The organism is Psychrobacillus antarcticus (assembly GCF_029533155.1).
Taxonomy (GTDB): Bacteria; Bacillota; Bacilli; order Bacillales_A; family Planococcaceae; genus Psychrobacillus; species Psychrobacillus antarcticus.
This window is the reverse complement of sequence record NZ_JAIZDB010000001.1, coordinates 157,049-174,278: the sequence shown is the minus strand read 5'-3', so window position 1 is coordinate 174,278 and position 17,230 is coordinate 157,049. Positions and strand designations below refer to the sequence as shown.

Annotated in this window: 16 protein-coding genes and 1 pseudogene; 13 read left to right on the top strand and 4 right to left on the bottom strand. The window is 34.8% G+C overall.

The window, feature by feature from the left end:
- The first annotated feature begins 2 nt into the window (after positions 1 to 2).
- The 9 genes from walK to LDK52_RS00880 all read left to right on the top strand — a co-directional run bounded on the left by walK (position 3) and on the right by LDK52_RS00880 (position 7,896).
- The gene (gene walK, locus LDK52_RS00920) at positions 3 to 1,823 is read left to right on the top strand and encodes a cell wall metabolism sensor histidine kinase WalK (protein ID WP_277584067.1); all 1,821 of its coding nucleotides are present in this window, start codon (positions 3 to 5) and stop codon (positions 1,821 to 1,823) included.
- Positions 1,814 to 3,142 (top strand): YycH family regulatory protein, encoded by a 1,329-nt coding sequence (locus LDK52_RS00915; protein ID WP_277584066.1) that lies wholly within the window; start codon positions 1,814 to 1,816, stop codon positions 3,140 to 3,142. The genes walK and LDK52_RS00915 overlap by 10 nt, the downstream gene beginning before the upstream one ends.
- Positions 3,129 to 3,932: a two-component system regulatory protein YycI gene (locus tag LDK52_RS00910; protein ID WP_277584065.1), complete on the top strand. Its 804-nt coding sequence runs from the start codon at positions 3,129 to 3,131 to the stop codon at positions 3,930 to 3,932. The genes LDK52_RS00915 and LDK52_RS00910 overlap by 14 nt, the downstream gene beginning before the upstream one ends.
- 12 nt (positions 3,933 to 3,944) lie before the next feature.
- On the top strand, positions 3,945 to 4,733 hold the full coding sequence (locus LDK52_RS00905) for an MBL fold metallo-hydrolase (protein ID WP_277584064.1): 789 nt from the start codon (positions 3,945 to 3,947) through the stop codon (positions 4,731 to 4,733).
- 189 nt (positions 4,734 to 4,922) lie between these two features.
- Positions 4,923 to 6,155: a S1C family serine protease gene (locus LDK52_RS00900; protein ID WP_320415323.1), complete on the top strand. Its 1,233-nt coding sequence runs from the start codon at positions 4,923 to 4,925 to the stop codon at positions 6,153 to 6,155.
- Between the two features lie 167 nt (positions 6,156 to 6,322).
- Positions 6,323 to 6,490 carry a CxxH/CxxC protein gene (locus LDK52_RS00895; protein ID WP_277584063.1) on the top strand — a complete coding sequence of 56 codons (168 nt, stop codon included), beginning with the start codon at positions 6,323 to 6,325 and terminating at the stop codon, positions 6,488 to 6,490.
- 87 nt (positions 6,491 to 6,577) lie between these two features.
- Positions 6,578 to 7,057 carry a 23S rRNA (pseudouridine(1915)-N(3))-methyltransferase RlmH gene (rlmH, locus tag LDK52_RS00890; RefSeq protein ID WP_277584062.1) on the top strand — a complete coding sequence of 160 codons (480 nt, stop codon included), beginning with the start codon at positions 6,578 to 6,580 and terminating at the stop codon, positions 7,055 to 7,057.
- Positions 7,058 to 7,176: 119 nt separating this feature from the next.
- Positions 7,177 to 7,494, top strand: coding sequence for a hypothetical protein (locus LDK52_RS00885; RefSeq protein WP_277584061.1), 318 nt, complete (start codon positions 7,177 to 7,179; stop codon positions 7,492 to 7,494).
- 12 nt (positions 7,495 to 7,506) lie between these two features.
- Positions 7,507 to 7,896, top strand: a complete 390-nt coding sequence (locus LDK52_RS00880; protein ID WP_277584060.1) for a MerR family transcriptional regulator — start codon at positions 7,507 to 7,509, stop codon at positions 7,894 to 7,896.
- A gap of 146 nt (positions 7,897 to 8,042) precedes the next feature.
- Here the strand turns inward: LDK52_RS00880 and LDK52_RS00875 are convergent, their stop codons facing one another.
- From LDK52_RS00875 to LDK52_RS20050, 3 genes and pseudogenes are all read right to left on the bottom strand, one after another.
- Positions 8,043 to 8,540: a hypothetical protein gene (locus LDK52_RS00875; protein ID WP_277584059.1), complete on the bottom strand. Its 498-nt coding sequence runs from the start codon at positions 8,538 to 8,540 to the stop codon at positions 8,043 to 8,045.
- Positions 8,540 to 8,746, bottom strand: a complete 207-nt coding sequence (locus LDK52_RS00870) for a helix-turn-helix transcriptional regulator (protein ID WP_277584058.1) — start codon at positions 8,744 to 8,746, stop codon at positions 8,540 to 8,542. Before LDK52_RS00870 ends, LDK52_RS00875 begins: the two co-directional genes overlap by 1 nt.
- A gap of 93 nt (positions 8,747 to 8,839) precedes the next feature.
- Positions 8,840 to 8,935, bottom strand: a pseudogene (locus LDK52_RS20050) (hypothetical protein); the annotation flags it as partial.
- A gap of 278 nt (positions 8,936 to 9,213) precedes the next feature.
- On the opposite strand from LDK52_RS20050, the gene LDK52_RS00865 reads away from it, so the two are divergent.
- The 3 genes from LDK52_RS00865 to LDK52_RS00855 all read left to right on the top strand — a co-directional run bounded on the left by LDK52_RS00865 (position 9,214) and on the right by LDK52_RS00855 (position 14,106).
- Positions 9,214 to 11,826, top strand: coding sequence for an ATP-binding protein (locus tag LDK52_RS00865; RefSeq protein WP_277584057.1), 2,613 nt, complete (start codon positions 9,214 to 9,216; stop codon positions 11,824 to 11,826).
- 2 nt (positions 11,827 to 11,828) lie between these two features.
- Entirely contained in the window at positions 11,829 to 12,539 is a 711-nt protein-coding gene (locus LDK52_RS00860) for a response regulator transcription factor (RefSeq protein ID WP_277584056.1), read from the top strand.
- 307 nt (positions 12,540 to 12,846) lie between these two features.
- Positions 12,847 to 14,106, top strand: a complete 1,260-nt coding sequence (locus tag LDK52_RS00855) for an MFS transporter (protein ID WP_277584055.1) — start codon at positions 12,847 to 12,849, stop codon at positions 14,104 to 14,106.
- 534 nt (positions 14,107 to 14,640) lie between these two features.
- Here the strand turns inward: LDK52_RS00855 and LDK52_RS00850 are convergent.
- Positions 14,641 to 15,834, bottom strand: a complete 1,194-nt coding sequence (locus tag LDK52_RS00850) for a coenzyme F420-0:L-glutamate ligase (RefSeq protein ID WP_277584054.1) — start codon at positions 15,832 to 15,834, stop codon at positions 14,641 to 14,643.
- Between the two features lie 137 nt (positions 15,835 to 15,971).
- Here LDK52_RS00850 and LDK52_RS00845 point away from each other — a divergent pair, with 137 nt between their 5' ends.
- Positions 15,972 to 16,856, top strand: coding sequence for a LysR family transcriptional regulator (locus LDK52_RS00845; RefSeq protein WP_277584053.1), 885 nt, complete (start codon positions 15,972 to 15,974; stop codon positions 16,854 to 16,856).
- Positions 16,857 to 17,230: the final 374 nt, after the last annotated feature.

Sequence of the window (17,230 nt, the reverse complement as noted above, 5' to 3'; positions counted from 1 at the left end):
AAATGCAAAAAGTTGGATACTTTAAATCAATTCACGTAAAAATTGTGCTGATTTATGTATTACTTATCATTATTGCGATGCAAATAATTGGATTATATTTTGTTCGTGAACTAGAAAAGACGTTAAAATCTAACTTTCAAGACTCTATAACTGACCGTGTTAGCCTGTTAGAGTATAGTGCGCGAGAAGAACTAATAAAAATAAGAGGCGAAGAAGACCAAACAAAAGAACAAAGTTTACGTTCTATTTTGTCTAATCTTAATTCGTATGACATTAAAGAAATACGTGTTATCGATGCTCGGTATCAAATTTTGGCAACCTCTGATGTGAATAATCAGTCTATTGTAGGACAACGATCCATGGATGATTTGGTCCGAAAGTCCATTACTGCGGCAGATGATTTTGATAGCATATCGCTGGATGAAGAAACTCACAGAATATGGATATTAGCTACTCCTATCATTTATAAGGGAGAAGTAATTGGAACATTATATATTGAGTCTAATATTGAAAATATCTTTGGTCAGATGAATGAAATAAATCAAATACTTGCTGGTGGTACAGCAGTTGCACTAGTCATTACAGTCATATTAGGAATTCTAATTGCCCAAACGATTACAAGGCCTATTTCAGATATGAGAAGACAAGCACAAGCTATGGCAAAAGGTAATTTTTCCAGAAAAGTGCGAGTATATGGTAGTGATGAAATCGGACAGCTGGCAATTGCCTTTAATCATTTGACGAATAGATTACAGGAAGCTCAATCAACTACGGAAGCAGAGCGTAGAAAACTAGCCTCCGTTTTAACCAATATGACTGATGGGGTAATAGCTACAGACCGTAAAGGTAGAGTTATCTTGATAAACGATCCAGCAATTAGATTATTGCGTATACCTAGGGAAATGGTATTAAATCGCCCTATTATATCAGTACTTGGAATAGATCCTGACCACTCATTTGAGGATTTAATACATTTGAAAGAAGCGATTAATTTAGATTTAAGTTCTAATGAAAGACCGTTTATTTTACGTGCCAATTTTTCTGTTATTCAAAAAGAAACTGGTTTTGTTAACGGTTTAATCTCCGTATTACATGATAATACGGAGCAAGAAAAAGTGGATATGGAAAGAAGAGAGTTTGTAGCAAACGTTTCTCATGAACTACGAACACCTCTTACGACGATGAGTAGTTACTTGGAGGCTTTGGCTGACGGTGCATGGAAAGATGAAGAAATTGCACCATCTTTTTTACAAGTAACTCAAACAGAAACGCAAAGAATGATTCGACTTGTAAATGACCTACTCCAATTATCTAAGATGGATAGTAGAGATTATGATTTAAATCGGGAGATTGTAAATTTCAATCAATTCTTCAACCGGATTATTGATAGATTTGAACTTTCTAAATCTGATCATGTTACCTTTGTACGCATGTTCTCCGATAAAGCCTATTATGTGGACATAGATACAGACAAGTTAACGCAGGTAATAGATAATATCATTTCAAATGCGATTAAATATTCTCCAGATGGTGGGAATATACGATTTGGGGTAGTGATGAATGACTCCATGTTAAAAGTAATGATATCTGATGATGGTATGGGAATTCCTTCTGAGAATGTCGATCGAGTCTTTGATCGTTTCTATAGAGTAGATCGAGCACGGGCAAGATCTATGGGAGGAACGGGTCTAGGCTTAGCAATTGCCCGGGAAATGATTGAAGCACATGGTGGTAGAATATGGGCAGAAAGCGAAGAAGGACAAGGGACGACTATTTTCTTCACATTGAATATTTTAACGGATGAGGAAGGTGAGTGGGAGTGAAATATATTGAGCAAGTAAAATCAATTGTTTTACTTTTACTTATTCTCCTCAGCTTTACTTTAACTTTTTCTATCTGGACGTACTCTCCTGTCCTTCAAAAAAATGAGGCAGCTATTGTGGATATATCTATTGCTGAAAAAAAGAACTTTGAAGACGTTATTAAACCGTATCGAATGATTATTAGCCAAGATGACGCTATAAAGGGTACTTCTGCGAGCCAGCCAATAGAATATGTGCTCAAAAATATGGAAAACTGGGAAATTCAAACGGTTGAGTTGGCTAGTAACAAAGTAAATACCGATCAAATAAATGATTTTGTGAAGGTTCCTAATCGTGCAAGTTTCTTTTTTGCAGCAGAGGTACCGGTTGAATTATTAGGCAATATCTTAAACTTTGCAGATGACAATTTTCCAAATGCTTATTTTAATAGATTAATAATAGACTGGAATGAAGATATCTCAGATAGCATGACTCTGTATTTTATAAGTACATCTCAGCAAAAGATCTATAAGGCAACTGCAGAAAAAGCAGATAAATTAGTGTTTACGAATCGTATTGTGGAATATGGAGAGACAATGCAGGTATATAATGAAATAGTTAGAGACAATAAATTATCGTTGTACGTTTCATCGATACCAGAAAATATCGGAAGCTATACTTATAGGATAAAAGAGATTGAATCAGATAAATTCAAAGATGCCCTCTTTAATAATCCTAGCCTAGTGAGAAGTAACCCTGTTAGCATGAGTGAACAACAATTCACAGATGATAGTGCGTTAATGAATGTTAATTTTACTTATAAAAGCTTACACTATGTACATCCCGCCTCGGAGAATGAAAATCCAGGGAATCCAGTAGACCTCATTACAAACAGTTTGAATTTTGTCAATGAGCATAACGGTTGGACAGATGATTATCGTTATTCTCGAATGAACACCGCAACTCGACAAATTAATTATCAATTGTATTTTGCAGGTTTACCGGTATTTAGTAGGGATACATTAACAGAAATCTCGCAGTATTGGGGACTTGAGCGAGTGTATCGATACTATCGACCTCTTTATACAATTCATGTTGCTGATCGTTTGAAAACACAGGAAGTACAATTAGCTTCAGGGCAGTCAATTTATGATTTTCTTTCTACTTCAACAGATACTAATATGAATTCTATTGACGATGTTCTCATGGGGTATTATTTATCACGAGATGACGACCAATTCTTATTTAATCTGGAGCCGTGTTGGTATTACTTAGAGAGCGGAAGTTGGGTTCGCGTATCTCCGGAATTATTAGGAGGTGCAAAATTTGGATTGGAATAAAACAAAAACTATATTTATTATTGTATTTTCTATTTTAAATGTATTCTTACTTTCCCTATATTCGAATCGATATAGTGAATCTCAACTAATAGATAAACCCAATAATACACCTATCGCCGAAAAGCTTATTCTAGATAATATAAAAGTTTTGGAGAAAGATAACGAGATTAAAGAGGCTGCTTATGTTTCAGGTAACGTCCATAATTTTAGTCAAGAAGAAATAGAAGAATTGAACAATCAAACTGTAGAAATATCTATTAGCGATAAACTAGTTAGCACGTTTGAAAAACCTATAAAAATAACGGACGAAAATACGCTAGAAAAAATAGTACATGAGCAAGTGATAAGAGGCTCATCTTATGGCCTGTGGAAAATAGATGAAGAAAATAAAACAGCTATATTATTCCAACAAGTAAATAAACGACTCGTTTACTATAATACAAATGCGAAACTAATTGTTCACTGGAATGAGGAAAATGAGCTTATTGGTTATGAACAGACTATACTGGACGACTTAGAGAATTACGATGTGTCTCAAAAATTATTGCCACATATGCAGGTGATAAATATACTGTATGATAATTCGCTGTTAAAACCAGACTCTGCCATTAAGGAAATTGAGCTGGGATATTCCACATTAGCTCAGGTAACAGGAACACAAGTTTTTGCACCAACATGGCATATTTTTGTAGAATTAATCGACGGGACAACTGAGGAACACTTTGTAAATGCAGTAGAAGGTAGAGTAACTGAGATACAAAAAGAGACGGAACAAACAGTAGTGGAATAAGGAGTTTTAAAAATGAAGTTCAGTGTATTAGCGAGTGGTAGTAGTGGTAATGCTATTTATGTGGAAAATGAAGAACATTCCTTTTTAGTTGATGTCGGTTTAAGTGGTAAAAAAATGGATCAATTATTTCAGGAGATTGATCGAGATATTAAAAAACTGTCAGGGATTTTTGTTACACATGAGCATAGCGATCATATTAAAGGGCTAGGTGTCTTAGCTAGAAAGTATGGCGTTCCCATTTTTGCAAATGAAAAAACCTGGTCAGAAATGGATCCACTCATCGGTAAAGTTCCATTAGACCAACGATTTCTATTTGATATGGAAACCGTAAAAAAATTCGGCTCCATTGATATCCAATCTTTCGCAGTATCTCATGATGCAGCTGACCCGATGTTTTATATTTTTCATGAAAACGGTAAGAAACTTGTTTTAATAACCGATACTGGATATGTGAGTGATCGAATGAAAGGGCATATTAAAGGAGCCGACTCCTTTGTCTTTGAAAGTAATCACGATGTTAGCATGCTACAGATGGGGCGCTATCCTTGGTCAATTAAACGAAGAATATTAAGCGATGTAGGACATGTCTCCAATGAGGATGCTGCAGTTGCTATGAGTGAAGTGGTTGATCTGAAAAATACAAATATCTATTTGTCCCATTTAAGTAAAGATAATAATATGAAAGATCTTGCTCGTATGAGTGTTTCACAAACACTTCAATCCTGTGGTGTGATTGTAGGAGAATATGTGCATCTACATGACACGGATGCCGATAAACCAACAGAGCTAGTTCTTGTGTAAGAAAAGCGCAAGAGCTAGCCAGAAAATGAGTAAAAGCACATACTTTCCATTGTATAAATCGAGGTTCCAATTACTATGAATGTAGTATTTGGAACTTTTATTTATTTTTCAAGTGATTTTCATCTTATTTTAATGTGGAATGGGTACATTGTAAGTAGAGATATATTAATAAAAGAGAGGAAGAGAAAGATGGATATAAATAACCCTTATGGACCACAATTACCAAACGAACAACCACCAATGGAACCGAAAAAAAGAAATGGAAAAAAACGAGGCGTTGCTAGCTATTTCTTTAGTGGGCTTGCAGGTGTACTTGTTGGTGCATTACTCGTATGGTTTTTAATACCTTCCGTAGTGACTAACCTACCATCAGACAGTGAAACTAAATCGATTAAAAATGCCCAACAAACTCAACAGCTCTCAGTAGAGGTCACTACAGATGTAACAGATGCAGTAGAAAAGGCTTCAAGCGCTGTGGTTGGGATATCAAATATTCAATCAGTTACAAACTTTTGGAGTCAATCAGAAGCTACACAGAATGCTGGCACAGGATCAGGTGTGATATATAAAAAAGAAGACGGTAAAGCTTATGTTATTACGAATTATCACGTTATTGAAGGTGCCCAGTCTGTAGAAGTAACATTAGCAGATGGATCGAAAGCAGAAGCAAAGGTCGTCGGAGAGGATATTTGGACAGATTTAGCTGTTCTTGCCATTGACGATACTGGTGTTGAAGCGGTTATAGAATTTGGTGACTCCGATGCATTAAAACAAGGGGAAACGGTTATTGCTATTGGGAATCCTTTAGGACTCGATTTTTATGGTTCTGTTACAACTGGAGTGGTGTCTGGTAAGGATCGTGCCGTACCAGTCGATTTAAACGGAGATGGAATAGAGGATTGGCAGGCAGAGGTTTTACAAACAGATGCAGCGATTAACCCAGGTAACAGTGGAGGAGCATTGATTAACTTAGCGGGACAGCTCATCGGTATTAACTCGATGAAGATTTCTGAATCGACAGTAGAGGGAATGGGTCTTGCTATTCCAGTGAATACCGCTATTCCTATCATTGAAGATTTAGAGCAAAATGGAAAAGTTAATCGTCCATCCATGGGAATCACGCTTATAGATTTGACGAATGTACCTGCGATTCATCAAAAAGAAACTTTAAAATTACCAGGGGAAGTTACAACTGGTGTAGTAGTTGACCAAGTAGTGGAAGGAACTCCAGCAGCATTGGCGGGGATGAAAACATATGATGTCATTGTAGAAATGGATGGAGAAAAAGTAGAAAATACAATTGAGTTACGTAAACACCTATACAATGAAAAAGAAACTGGGGACGAACTAAAAGTGAAAGTATACAGACAGGGAGAATTAGTCGAGTTAACGATGCTTTTAAAGGAAACAACTGAATTATAAACATGTGGATAACTTATTAATGTAAATAAGAAATTTACACAACGAGTAGGAAAAGAAAAGCTTGTCTTTCCTACTCGTTTTTTGTTTGGTAAAATAGGTTGTGGATAACAACGGATGATTTGTGTATAACTATTAAAAGTATTCCGACAACGAAAGGAGAGATAAAAATGAGAATATTCAGTTGCGAAAACCATATAAATCACGCTTTGGACATGTTTGTAGCAGAAGAGAAAACATTTCCCTTGTTAGAGGAATTAAAGGACGAAGAAAAGTTATCCACAATTTGTTCCTACTGTGAAAGTCACGCATTATATATTGTAGCTAAAGAAAATTGAAACACAAGATGTAGATAACTGTTGTGGATATGTGGATAAACTATGTGTATAACTTGTTTGTAAATGATATGTGAAGGTGGATAACCTGTGAATATACAAATTGTATCAGTAGGGAAATTAAAAGAAAAGTATCTGAAAATGGGAATAGAAGAATATACAAAGCGACTAGGAGCATATGCCAAAATAGATTTAGTGGAAGTGGCTGATGAAAAAGCGCCCGAAAATCTAAGTGAGGCTGATATGGAAATTGTTAAGAAAAAAGAAAGTGACCGAATCCTAGCGAAGATAGGAGCGGACACATACGTTATTGCTCTAGCAATTGAAGGAAAGATGAAAACGTCGGAGCAGCTAGCTGGTGATATCGAATCCCTCATGACCTATGGTAGAAGTAAAATTACGTTTGTCATTGGCGGATCTTTAGGTCTCCATGAGGATGTCATGAAACGTTCAGACGAAAAGCTTTCTTTTAGTAAAATGACCTTGCCCCACCAGTTGATGAAGCTAGTGTTGGTGGAGCAGATTTACCGTGCATTCCGGATTATGAAGGGCGAACCGTACCATAAGTAAGTGCGGTTTATGAATTACATGAAACAGTCTACGAATTAAAGTAGGCTGTTTTTTATTTATTGACATGGAGTTAACTCCATCTTTTAAAGTAAATATATTAAAAGAATGGAGTGATCTAAATGGCTAGTGTGACGTATATACTGATTGGGTTATATGCATTTTTAACGGGAATAGCAGGTATTAAACAATGGAAAGGGGTAGGATATCATGTAAGAGCCTTAATATTTGTTAGTGTATCAATAGGTATAATCGTAATCTTATTTATTCCAAGTAAAGACTTGCAATTTGTATTACTAATTCTCGCATTTATCTTGTTACATACATTAACAATGTCTCAAGGGATAGTAACAAATGGTCGCATTAAGTACAGCCATCATATCATTCGTTTCATTTTCCATAGTATAATCGTTCTAATGGTTTATAAATTTATAAAATAGTAGGTGTTAGTGGTGAAAATTGGAGAATTTGCAGAGCGTACCCGTATTAGTAAAGATTCTATTCGATACTATGAAAAGATAGGTTTATTACATCCAGAAATTATTAACAAACATAGTGACTATAACAATAATGACATCCTTTTAATTGAAACCATCATTAAACTTAAACAAACTGGATTTTCACTATTGGAAATTAATATCCTTTTTGATTGGTCGAAAAATACGGATCATAATAAAATATTAACACAAGAAGAAATTCAAAACGTCCTTCAAATAAAAGAGATATTTCAAAAAAAATATGTCCTAATGGTACAAAGGGAAAATAACATTAAACAAATAAAACATGTATTACTAAAAGCAGATCATAAAATTGAGCAATTATTAGAAAGAAATAAAGGTTAGAATTTTTAACTTTTATTAAAGGTTGTAGAAAAAACCGCACTTACTTAGTTACGGAGAACCGTACCATAAGTAAATGAGGTTTATGAGGAAAATGCCACTCCAAACAAAATTGGAGTGGCATTCGATTTTACTATAGATTCTGAACGTTATTGATAATATTTTTTCATACGTGAATAATATACTAAATTTTGAATGATACAAATGCCAAGTATGATAACCATGTAAACATAATGAGGAAATTGGAATAGTAAAAGTACAAGAAGGACACTCATAGCATTTACAAAAAAGAGATAACCAATACGTGTTGCAGCATTTGTTGCTTTATTAAAAAATTCATCATCATCATTAAATTCATTTAAAGTAAAAGCGGTAAAGGCTTTCATTTTTTTAGTAGGATTTTCGAAATTATGCTTTTTGATCTTCAGCACATAAATTACGCATAAAATGATAGCAAGAATTACGCAAACAATAGCGATAATGAATGGAATAATATTTAGTTTTTCTAGACCGAGTATGATCCTGTTTTGCATTTCAATATCAAAATATCTAAATGTATAGGCAAGTCCTAAAATCGAACCAATAAATAAAGTGAAAAAAGCGCTAGTATATAAAGGCTCTTGCATTCTAATGTCTTTTTTTTGCATTAATTTTTCTCCTCCTCTAACCAAAATAATTCATCCACGGTTACTTGCAAATGCTGGGATAATTTTAGGGCAAGTGTGACGGATGGGGAAAATTCTCCTTTTTCAATAAAACCAATCGTTTGTCTAGTTACCCCTGTTAGAGCTGCTAAATGGATTTGAGAATAACTATGTCGTGCTCGTAATTCTTTGACCTTATTTTTTAACATCTCCTAACTCCTTCCTAATAATTAAAATGTAAGGTAAACATAACATAATGTCAACTATTGTTAACATAAAAGTTTTATCTGATAAAAGTACTATCAGTTCTTAATCTCGGAATTTAAATAAAATAGATTTGCTCTAATTTCAAATTCTTCCCTTGTCTTCGGTAATTCTGTTTCACGTATGGACTCTTCATAGTCCTCTAATTACTTTCATGCAATGATTGTATCTCCTGAATCAACGTGTTGACTGATATTCAGAAAGATATTAGCAAGCATTCCTTGGACGTTAAAGTACAGGACCGGTTCCTAGGCTAAATATGCTATAGTATTAACTACTAATTGGTTAATAAATAGTGCAAGAAAAATCACAATTAACTTACTTTTCATAAACAATACAATAGGCAAGAACACTCGTTTATAAAAGGAAGGTCTATTCTCTACATAATTTTTAAAAAGGAAAGGAGAACAAAATGAAAAAAGCTCACTCCTTTAAAAAGGAACTTATTTATTCCTTTCTAACCATTTTGTTTTTTTCCATTTTATTTCTTGGTATTTTTCAAATCTTTCAATTATCTTCATTAATAGATGAAAGCAAAAGATACCAGGCACAAACTACGACTTACCTTGCAGATTACATTGACGAATATATTATAGACCATAAAAAAGCCATTCAAATAGAAGCTCTGCGAATACAAGAGGCGTTTGAAGCAGGAGATGTGGAAGCAATCCAAGACGAGCTTAGAGACATTAAGATCAATTACCCAGGCTTTGTCAACTTGTATGTCGGGGATAGTAGCGGACAATCTATCGTTTTTTATCCTGAACTGTATACAGATGGTACAAATAGAGAAAATCTCAATTTTAGTGATCGATATTACTACAAAGAGTTAGTTAAAACAAAATCCACTGTCATTTCTCCTGTCTACCATGGAAGGGGTGGCACCAATGTTCTATTAGTAGCGATTGTTTCGCCTATTCTAGATAATGATAAGAAACTAATCGGCTATGTTCTTGGGGCCTTGGATTTAAATGCTTTAGGTGAGCATATTAAACAACGCAATTCCGGTGAAGAAGGATATGTTATCGCAATTGATCAGGAAAAAAATGTTGTCGTTCATCCTTCTGTCAACACAAGAAGAGATCTTGTTAATATTTCAGAATCAGAAATCATTCAATATATTGAAGAAAATCATGCGGACGAGGGGAGTAACTACTTTAAGTTGAAAGATCAGAAGAGGGAAGAATACATTACTTATGAAAAGATAAAGTCACTTGATTGGGTTATTTGGGTAGCCAAGCCTACTGAAGCTATTACAAATACGTACAAAAAATCGATTGTGACAATTCTTATCTTTCTTCTTGGAACTGCCATTGTGATGGTAGGTGTCAGTCTTTTCTTAACGAATCGGTTGGAAGTAACAATACGACAGTTACTCGATTATATTAAAGACTATACAAATGGGATTCGACATAATTCACTTGTTACGAAGAATAGACAAGGGCCGCAAGAAATGGAAGAGTTATTCTATTATTTCAATCGCATGATTGATGAGGTTGATAATAATAAACAGGAATTAATCGAATTAAATAGAGAGCTTGAGGGTAGAGTCCATGAACGAACAGTAACGTTAAGGAATAAGAACTTAGAGCTTAAAGCTGTAAACAAATTAATCACTTCCGTGTCTTCTAATAAGGATTTAGCTCATTTCATTCAGGATTTTTTAAATAAAGTTAAGCCTTATATTAACTATTCCATCCATATTTTCTTTAAAGATTTGGCCGTGACGAATGAAAGGATTTATTCGGAACAAAATTTAGCAAATTATCTTAGGGAAAATATGATTGGAGAGCAGCAGTATACGCAGTCATTCCAATTTGAAAAGGATAATAAAGGATTTTTGATTGTTGATTTATTAGGTGATGAACCTTTAAGTAAAAGCAATCAGGAATTTCTTAATACATTCGCTAGCTCGCTCGCCGTTATGCTGCAAAATAAGTTTTTCTTCGAAGAAATTCGCAATAAGCATGCAGTGCTGCTCGCGGTATTAGAAAGCATGTCAGAGGGCTTAATGCTCGTTAATAACGAAAAAGAGGTTGATTATGTCAATGAGTTCTTTTTAAACATCGTTGCCAATGGTATTGAGGATGACTTATTAACACTATCTAGTGTATATAAACAACTTATTACATTGTTTGATGTTGAGCATGAGGAGCTTTCAGCTTTTTTTGCCAAGGACAAAGGTGAGCTTAAACTAGAGTATAAACAGGAATCAAAGAAACCAAAGTATTATATTCTTCATAAATTCTCAGTCATATTAGACGATAATACAATCGGCGAAGGATTACTATTAAGAGATATTACCAAAGAAGAAGAGATTGATATATTAAAGAATAATTTAATTTCTCTTACATCCCATGAGTTTAAAACACCGATTACAAATATTAAAGGCAGTGTCGAAACATTACTTCGTAAGGAAGTTGAATGGGGACCAGATTTTCAACAGGAATTATTAGAAGGAATACATGAAGACATAGAAAGAATTCTTCACTTAGTAAATGACTGGATGGATATTTCCAAAATCGAGTCAGGAACGATGTTTGTTGAACGTGATATGATTATTCGGGCAGATCATTTGATAAAAAAATCGTTGGAACAAATACCACTATCTCTTCAGGTAAACACAGTATGCAAATTTCATACAAATCTTCCAGAGGGTTTTACCTTCTATGCTGATAAACTACGTGTTTACCAGGTACTGATTAATCTATTCACGAATGCCCTGCGCTATAATGACTCGCCTATCAAGAAAATTGATGTAACATTAGATGCAAACCGAGATTATACAATAATTACGGTTACTGATAATGGAATCGGCATTTCTAATGATCATATTATAAAAATGTTTAATCGTTTTTTTCAGGTTGATATAACTGCTACAAGAAGAACTGGGGGTACCGGATTAGGACTAGCAATTTGCCTAGGAATTATGGAAGCACACGAAGGAAGAATTGAAGTGCTTAGCGAGATTGGTAAAGGCAGCTCTTTTATTCTATATTTTCCTAACAAAAGAGAGGAAGAGTAGTATTGAATGCTCAAAAGATTTGTTTCGTTGACGATGAACCGAAAATTTTACGCTTTGTAGCGGCTAACTTAAAGTCAATTGGATATGAAGTGTTCACGATGAGCTCTGGAGAAGAATTGCTAGAGAAGTTTGATCTGGTCTCACCTGACTTAATTTTACTTGATATTATGATGCCTGCACAGGATGGCTTTCTTATATTAGAAAAACTGCGCAAGTTCTCAAATGTACCCGTAATTATGCTTACTGCTAGAAGTAATTCAAAGGATAAAGTACATGGGTTAAACGTTGGTGCAGATGATTATTTAACGAAGCCCTTCTCACTAGATGAGCTTTTTGCTAGGGTGAATGCTGTATTACGAAGAAGCCAATCAAATTCTGCTAACTCTAATTTGGTAGAATCCTCGGTTATTCATACCGGGGAACTTGTGATCGATTTAGGAAGAGTGCGATGTTGGATAAATGATGAGGAATTCAAGCTTACTCCAACCGAGTATTCCTTAATGAAAATATTAGCTCTTAATCTCGATAAAGTCGTTCAGCATGAAACACTCCTATCAGAGGTTTGGGGACCGCAGTACCGTGATGACATAGATTATTTACGTGTTGGGATTGCTAGAATTCGCGCAAAAATAAAAAAAATTATTCAAAATGAAGAAGAATATATTGTCACCTATCCTGGTCTTGGTTATATGCTGAAAAATATACAAAAATAATAAATAGAGTCCCGAACTGCTTATTTGCAGTACGGGATTTTTTTGTGCACAGGAATGTACTATAACTTGGTGGTTGAAGTCCCCCATAGGCTTGGCAGTGCCAATTGATAACTAGTCTCCCATTTGCTTTAAGATATTTTGTTTAAATACCTCGAATTTCCTTCTCATTTTAATCTTTTTGTAATGTACACCCCTACATTTTTATTTGGATGTAATGCCTAATATTGTATATTCTAAATGAAGTTGAAATCATTAATTACCTATTAACTATCTTAATAAAATATACTTAAATTAGGAGGGAAATAAAATGGCGAAAGATCCGAAACATAATCCAACTACAGAGAAAAAAGAGTTAATTCCATATTGGATTAAAATTGTAACTGTTTTCTTTTTTGGGTGGATTGCAATATATGCAACGCGAGCAGTTCTAAACCCAGTCATGAACGATATTCAATCAGTTTTTAGTTTGTCTACTACACAGCTCGGTTTAATAAGTAGTATCTTCTTTCTCGGATATGCAGGGCTGAACGTACCGTCCGGAATTATGGGAGATAAGATTGGTAAGAAAAAGGTACTTGTACCGGGGTTTCTTCTTTTTGGTATTATGGCAGCAGTCACAGGTTTGATGCCATCATTTACACTATTCATGATTGCGTGGTTATTTGTTGGTATTTTCCAAGGATTCTACTACGGACCACAATATGGACTTTCAACTGAGGCAATACCAAAGAAACATATTACTGTAGGTAGCGCAATTATTAATAGTGGTATGGCATTTGGGTTGTCTATTGGTTACTTCATTTCTAGTTATACAGTTGATACACTTGGAATGAGCTGGAGAGCCCCATTCTTCGTTGTTGCTATCCCAGTTGTTCTGATTGGTTTAGCCATGTGGTGGATTATTAAAGAAAAACCAAAAGGACAAGCTCAGGCTGGTTCGCAGGACGCAGCTCCGCAAAAGCTTAAGATTAAAGAATTATTTAGTAGAAACTTAGTATGTGCTTACATCACTATATTCTGTGCTATCTATGCATTCTTCGTAGTTGTTACATGGATTCCATATTATTTACAGCATGCACGTGGAATCGATGGAACCGAAGTTGCTATAGTGGCTTCGTTGGTCCCTTGGGCAGCGATTCCAGGTTCCATCATATTTAGTTGGATTGCTGATAGAATGGGGAAACGCAAACCTGTATTACTCGTGATGCTACCACTTTCGATTATCGCGATTGTATCCATCGTAGCATTTGATAATATGTATGTTCTTTATGCAGCATTAATCGGATATGGTATTTTCGGTAAAATTAGTACAAATCCAGTATTAGTTGCTGTCGTTGCAGATAACGCACCGAAACAATCATTAAGTACTGCATTCGGTTTTTATAACTTCATCGGAATGTGTGGTTCTATTATAGCGCCATATCTCACTGGTTGGCTTACAGATGTTACAGGTACTTTAAATGCAGGATTCTACTTCGCTGCAGTATTACTCGTAATTGGTACAATTTCAGTCCTATTCATTCGTGAAGATAATGGACCAAACGTAGAAGTTGCAGTTAGCAACTAAACTAAAAAAATAGTATCCATTCTTTTAGAACTGCACCCTGATTGTTAGACACAACTAGCAATTGGAGGTGTAGTTTTTTATAACGAAGTTCTCTACTCTCAAGTAAATAGTTTTGGTTCTTTGTCAAATGACGTTGGCGAAGAATAGTAGCCAACCATAATTTAGTTATTGTAGGGCTATCCAAGAAGTCAGTAAAGCTGATTTTCTGGGATAGTCCTTTTTCACATAGTCCTCCTGTATCCCGTTGTTTTCAGTTCCAGATGGACACGCTTTCCGCGAGCACGGCTTCAGCTCAGTGGGTAGCAGGACTACTTTGTCCCATGTATTTATAAAAAATGACGTTAGTGAGAATCCTCCTCATCTCGTTTAAAAGGGATGGGGGTTTTCTTTCACCAACGTCATTTATTGTACAAACATAGTTTTTGGGAAGATAATTTATTCTTAAATACCGCCACTTAAACAGGTGGGGTGAAGCGTGCCATAAGGAAAAAAGGATGTCTTGATTAGAAGACATCCTTTTTTCCTTTTACGCTTTTAAGATTTTGTATAATTATCGAAGTATCCTTGGATATAGACCATAGGTGTTCCTTTGTCCCCACTACCAGAAGTCAAATCAGATAATGATCCAATTAGGTCCGTTAGTCTACGAGGTGTAGTACCTTGGGCTTCCATCGCGCCAACTAAGTCTTCATTTTTATTCTCTATGAATTCAGAAATAGCTTGTTTTAACTCTTCTCCACGAAGGTGTGAGAAATTGTTATCTGCCAAGTACTTTAATTTCACTTCGTTTGGAGTGCCGTTAAGTCCTTGAGTAAACGCGGGTGATACTACTGGATCTGCAAGCTCCCATATTTTGCCAACCGGGTCTTTGAATGCTCCATCTCCATAAACCATTACTTCAACCGTTTTACCTGTTACTTCTTTGATTTTTGCTTGAATCCCATCAACGATTGGTTGACAGTTGTTTGGAAATAATTTGATACTGTCTTCTGTTGCTTTATTTGATCCCAGTAGACCATAGTCTGCATTAAAACCACTGCCATTGATTGGTTCTGAAAGAATATCATCTAGACCATATACTTTTTCAGCACCGTTTTTTGTTAAAATGAGTTTTGTTCTGAAACGTGAGTGAATATCACAAGTTAATATTGTCTTTGTATAGTCTAATATGGTTTTTGGATTGTTTGAGAAAATAACTTCGCAAGTCACACCTTCAGCCTGGACCAGAGATTTATAGTATTCGATGTAATCAACACCGGTAAATGGATGTTGGATATTACCGAAGTGCTCACGGAACTCCGATTCTGATAATACATCAGTCCATGGGTTTATGCCTTTAGCATCTAGTTCATCAATGTCTACAAGGTGGTTCCCGACTTCATCGGATGGATAACTCAACATTAAGACTATACTTTTCGTCCCTTTTGCAATCCCTCGTAAGCAGTTTGCAAATCGATTACGGCTAAGAATTGGGAAAATGACGCCAACTGTGTCGTCACCGAATTTTGCTTTTATATCTGCTGCTATATCGTCAACTGAGGCATAGTTTCCTTGTGCACGAGCGACAATGGATTCCGTTATTGTTACAATGTCACGATCCTCAATCGAAAATCCTTCCTTTTTTGCTGCATTTAATACCGTATCAACTACGATTAGTTCAATATTATCTCCTTGATTGATGATTGGACCACGAAGTCCACGTACTATTGTTCCAACTGCTCTTGTCAATATAATCTCTCCTCTAATCGAGTACACTTTAAATCATATTATGTGCTAATGTTCTAACACCTATAAGTTTACTATACCTTGTTAAAGTGGTATAAGTAAAATTAATAAATATTATATGTGATATTAGGAGAACTTATATGATAGGGAAATTGGATTTATACCGTATATTTAACATCGTTAGCAGAAATAAAAGTTTTTCTAAAGCAGCTCAAGAACTATTTATGACCCAATCCGCTGTTAGTCAAGCAATTTCAAAGTTGGAGAAAGAATTGGAAATACTGCTTTTCTATCGAACATCAAAGGGAGTAGTATTGACAAATGAAGGAAAACTGTTAAATGAGCATATTAACTCAGCTTTAGGAATAATTAATATCGCAGAAGATAAAATATTAGAGTTTAAAACATTAAAGACTGGACAATTACGAATTGGAGTTGGAGATACCATCTCTCGCTATTTTTTATTGCCTTATTTGGAAGAATTCCATAACAGCTACCCTGAAATCAAATTAAATATATTAAATGGAACTACATCAGAAATATGTGATTTTATTAAATCTGGAAAGGCAGATTTGGGGATATGTAATTTACCGGTCCACGACAAATATCTTCAAGTCATCCCTTGTAAGGAAATTCAAGATATTTTTGTATGCGGAGAAAAATATAAAAAATTAACGGAAAAGCCGATGAGTTTAAAAAATTTAATGGGAATGCCACTAATTTTTTTAGAAAAGAAATCAAATTCACGAATGTTTGTCGAAAATTTCTTTAAAGAGAGGGGCTTTCCTGTTTCACCTGTTTTTGAGCTTGGGTCATATGATCTGGTTTTAGAATTTACAAAAATAAATTTAGGTATTTCATGTGTTATAAGAGAGTTTTCAAGGGATTATTTAGAAAGAGGAGATTTATACGAGATAGCGCTAGAAGAGAAAATTCCAAAAAGGAGTATTGGCATATGCTATCTAAAAAATATTCCGTTATCACGTGCTGCGAAGAAGTTTGTAGAACGTATAAATAATGTCTGAAGCAGTAAAGAGTCATTCAATTATAGTATTTTATATCATACTGAACATGAGGGATGAGAATGTAAAAAGTCAACAACATAAAAAAACTTGGAATGAATTTGATTGGTTATGATGATCAGTATAAATTCTTACTAACAAAAGAACAAATCCAAGATTGGATTTGTTCTTTTCAATTGCATGAATATGATTATTGGTGGCATCGGCATGATCAATTGAAAGACAAATATATTAATTAAACATTAAATCCCGTTTTGCGACAATAGGGAGAACGTTATCAAAAATAATAATAGATTAGCAAAGTATTCAAACTTCTTTATTTGCAAACTTTTTTGTTTAGAAGGTATTTCGATATAATACGTTGAATATATTAGTTA

What these genes read in the sequence shown, in the direction of transcription:
- walK (WP_277584067.1), top strand. Translation starts at nt 3, where the DNA reads ATGCAAAAAGTTGGATACTTTAAATCAATTCACGTAAAAATTGTGCTG.
- LDK52_RS00905 (WP_277584064.1), top strand. Translation starts at nt 3,945, where the DNA reads ATGAAGTTCAGTGTATTAGCGAGTGGTAGTAGTGGTAATGCTATTTAT.
- LDK52_RS00900 (WP_320415323.1), top strand. Translation starts at nt 4,923, where the DNA reads ATGGATATAAATAACCCTTATGGACCACAATTACCAAACGAACAACCA.
- LDK52_RS00895 (WP_277584063.1), top strand. Translation starts at nt 6,323, where the DNA reads ATGAGAATATTCAGTTGCGAAAACCATATAAATCACGCTTTGGACATG.
- LDK52_RS00885 (WP_277584061.1), top strand. Translation starts at nt 7,177, where the DNA reads ATGGCTAGTGTGACGTATATACTGATTGGGTTATATGCATTTTTAACG.
- LDK52_RS00875 (WP_277584059.1), bottom strand. Translation starts at nt 8,540, where the DNA reads ATGCAAAAAAAAGACATTAGAATGCAAGAGCCTTTATATACTAGCGCT.
- LDK52_RS00870 (WP_277584058.1), bottom strand. Translation starts at nt 8,746, where the DNA reads ATGTTAAAAAATAAGGTCAAAGAATTACGAGCACGACATAGTTATTCT.
- LDK52_RS00865 (WP_277584057.1), top strand. Translation starts at nt 9,214, where the DNA reads ATGAAAAAAGCTCACTCCTTTAAAAAGGAACTTATTTATTCCTTTCTA.
- LDK52_RS00855 (WP_277584055.1), top strand. Translation starts at nt 12,847, where the DNA reads ATGGCGAAAGATCCGAAACATAATCCAACTACAGAGAAAAAAGAGTTA.
- LDK52_RS00845 (WP_277584053.1), top strand. Translation starts at nt 15,972, where the DNA reads ATGATAGGGAAATTGGATTTATACCGTATATTTAACATCGTTAGCAGA.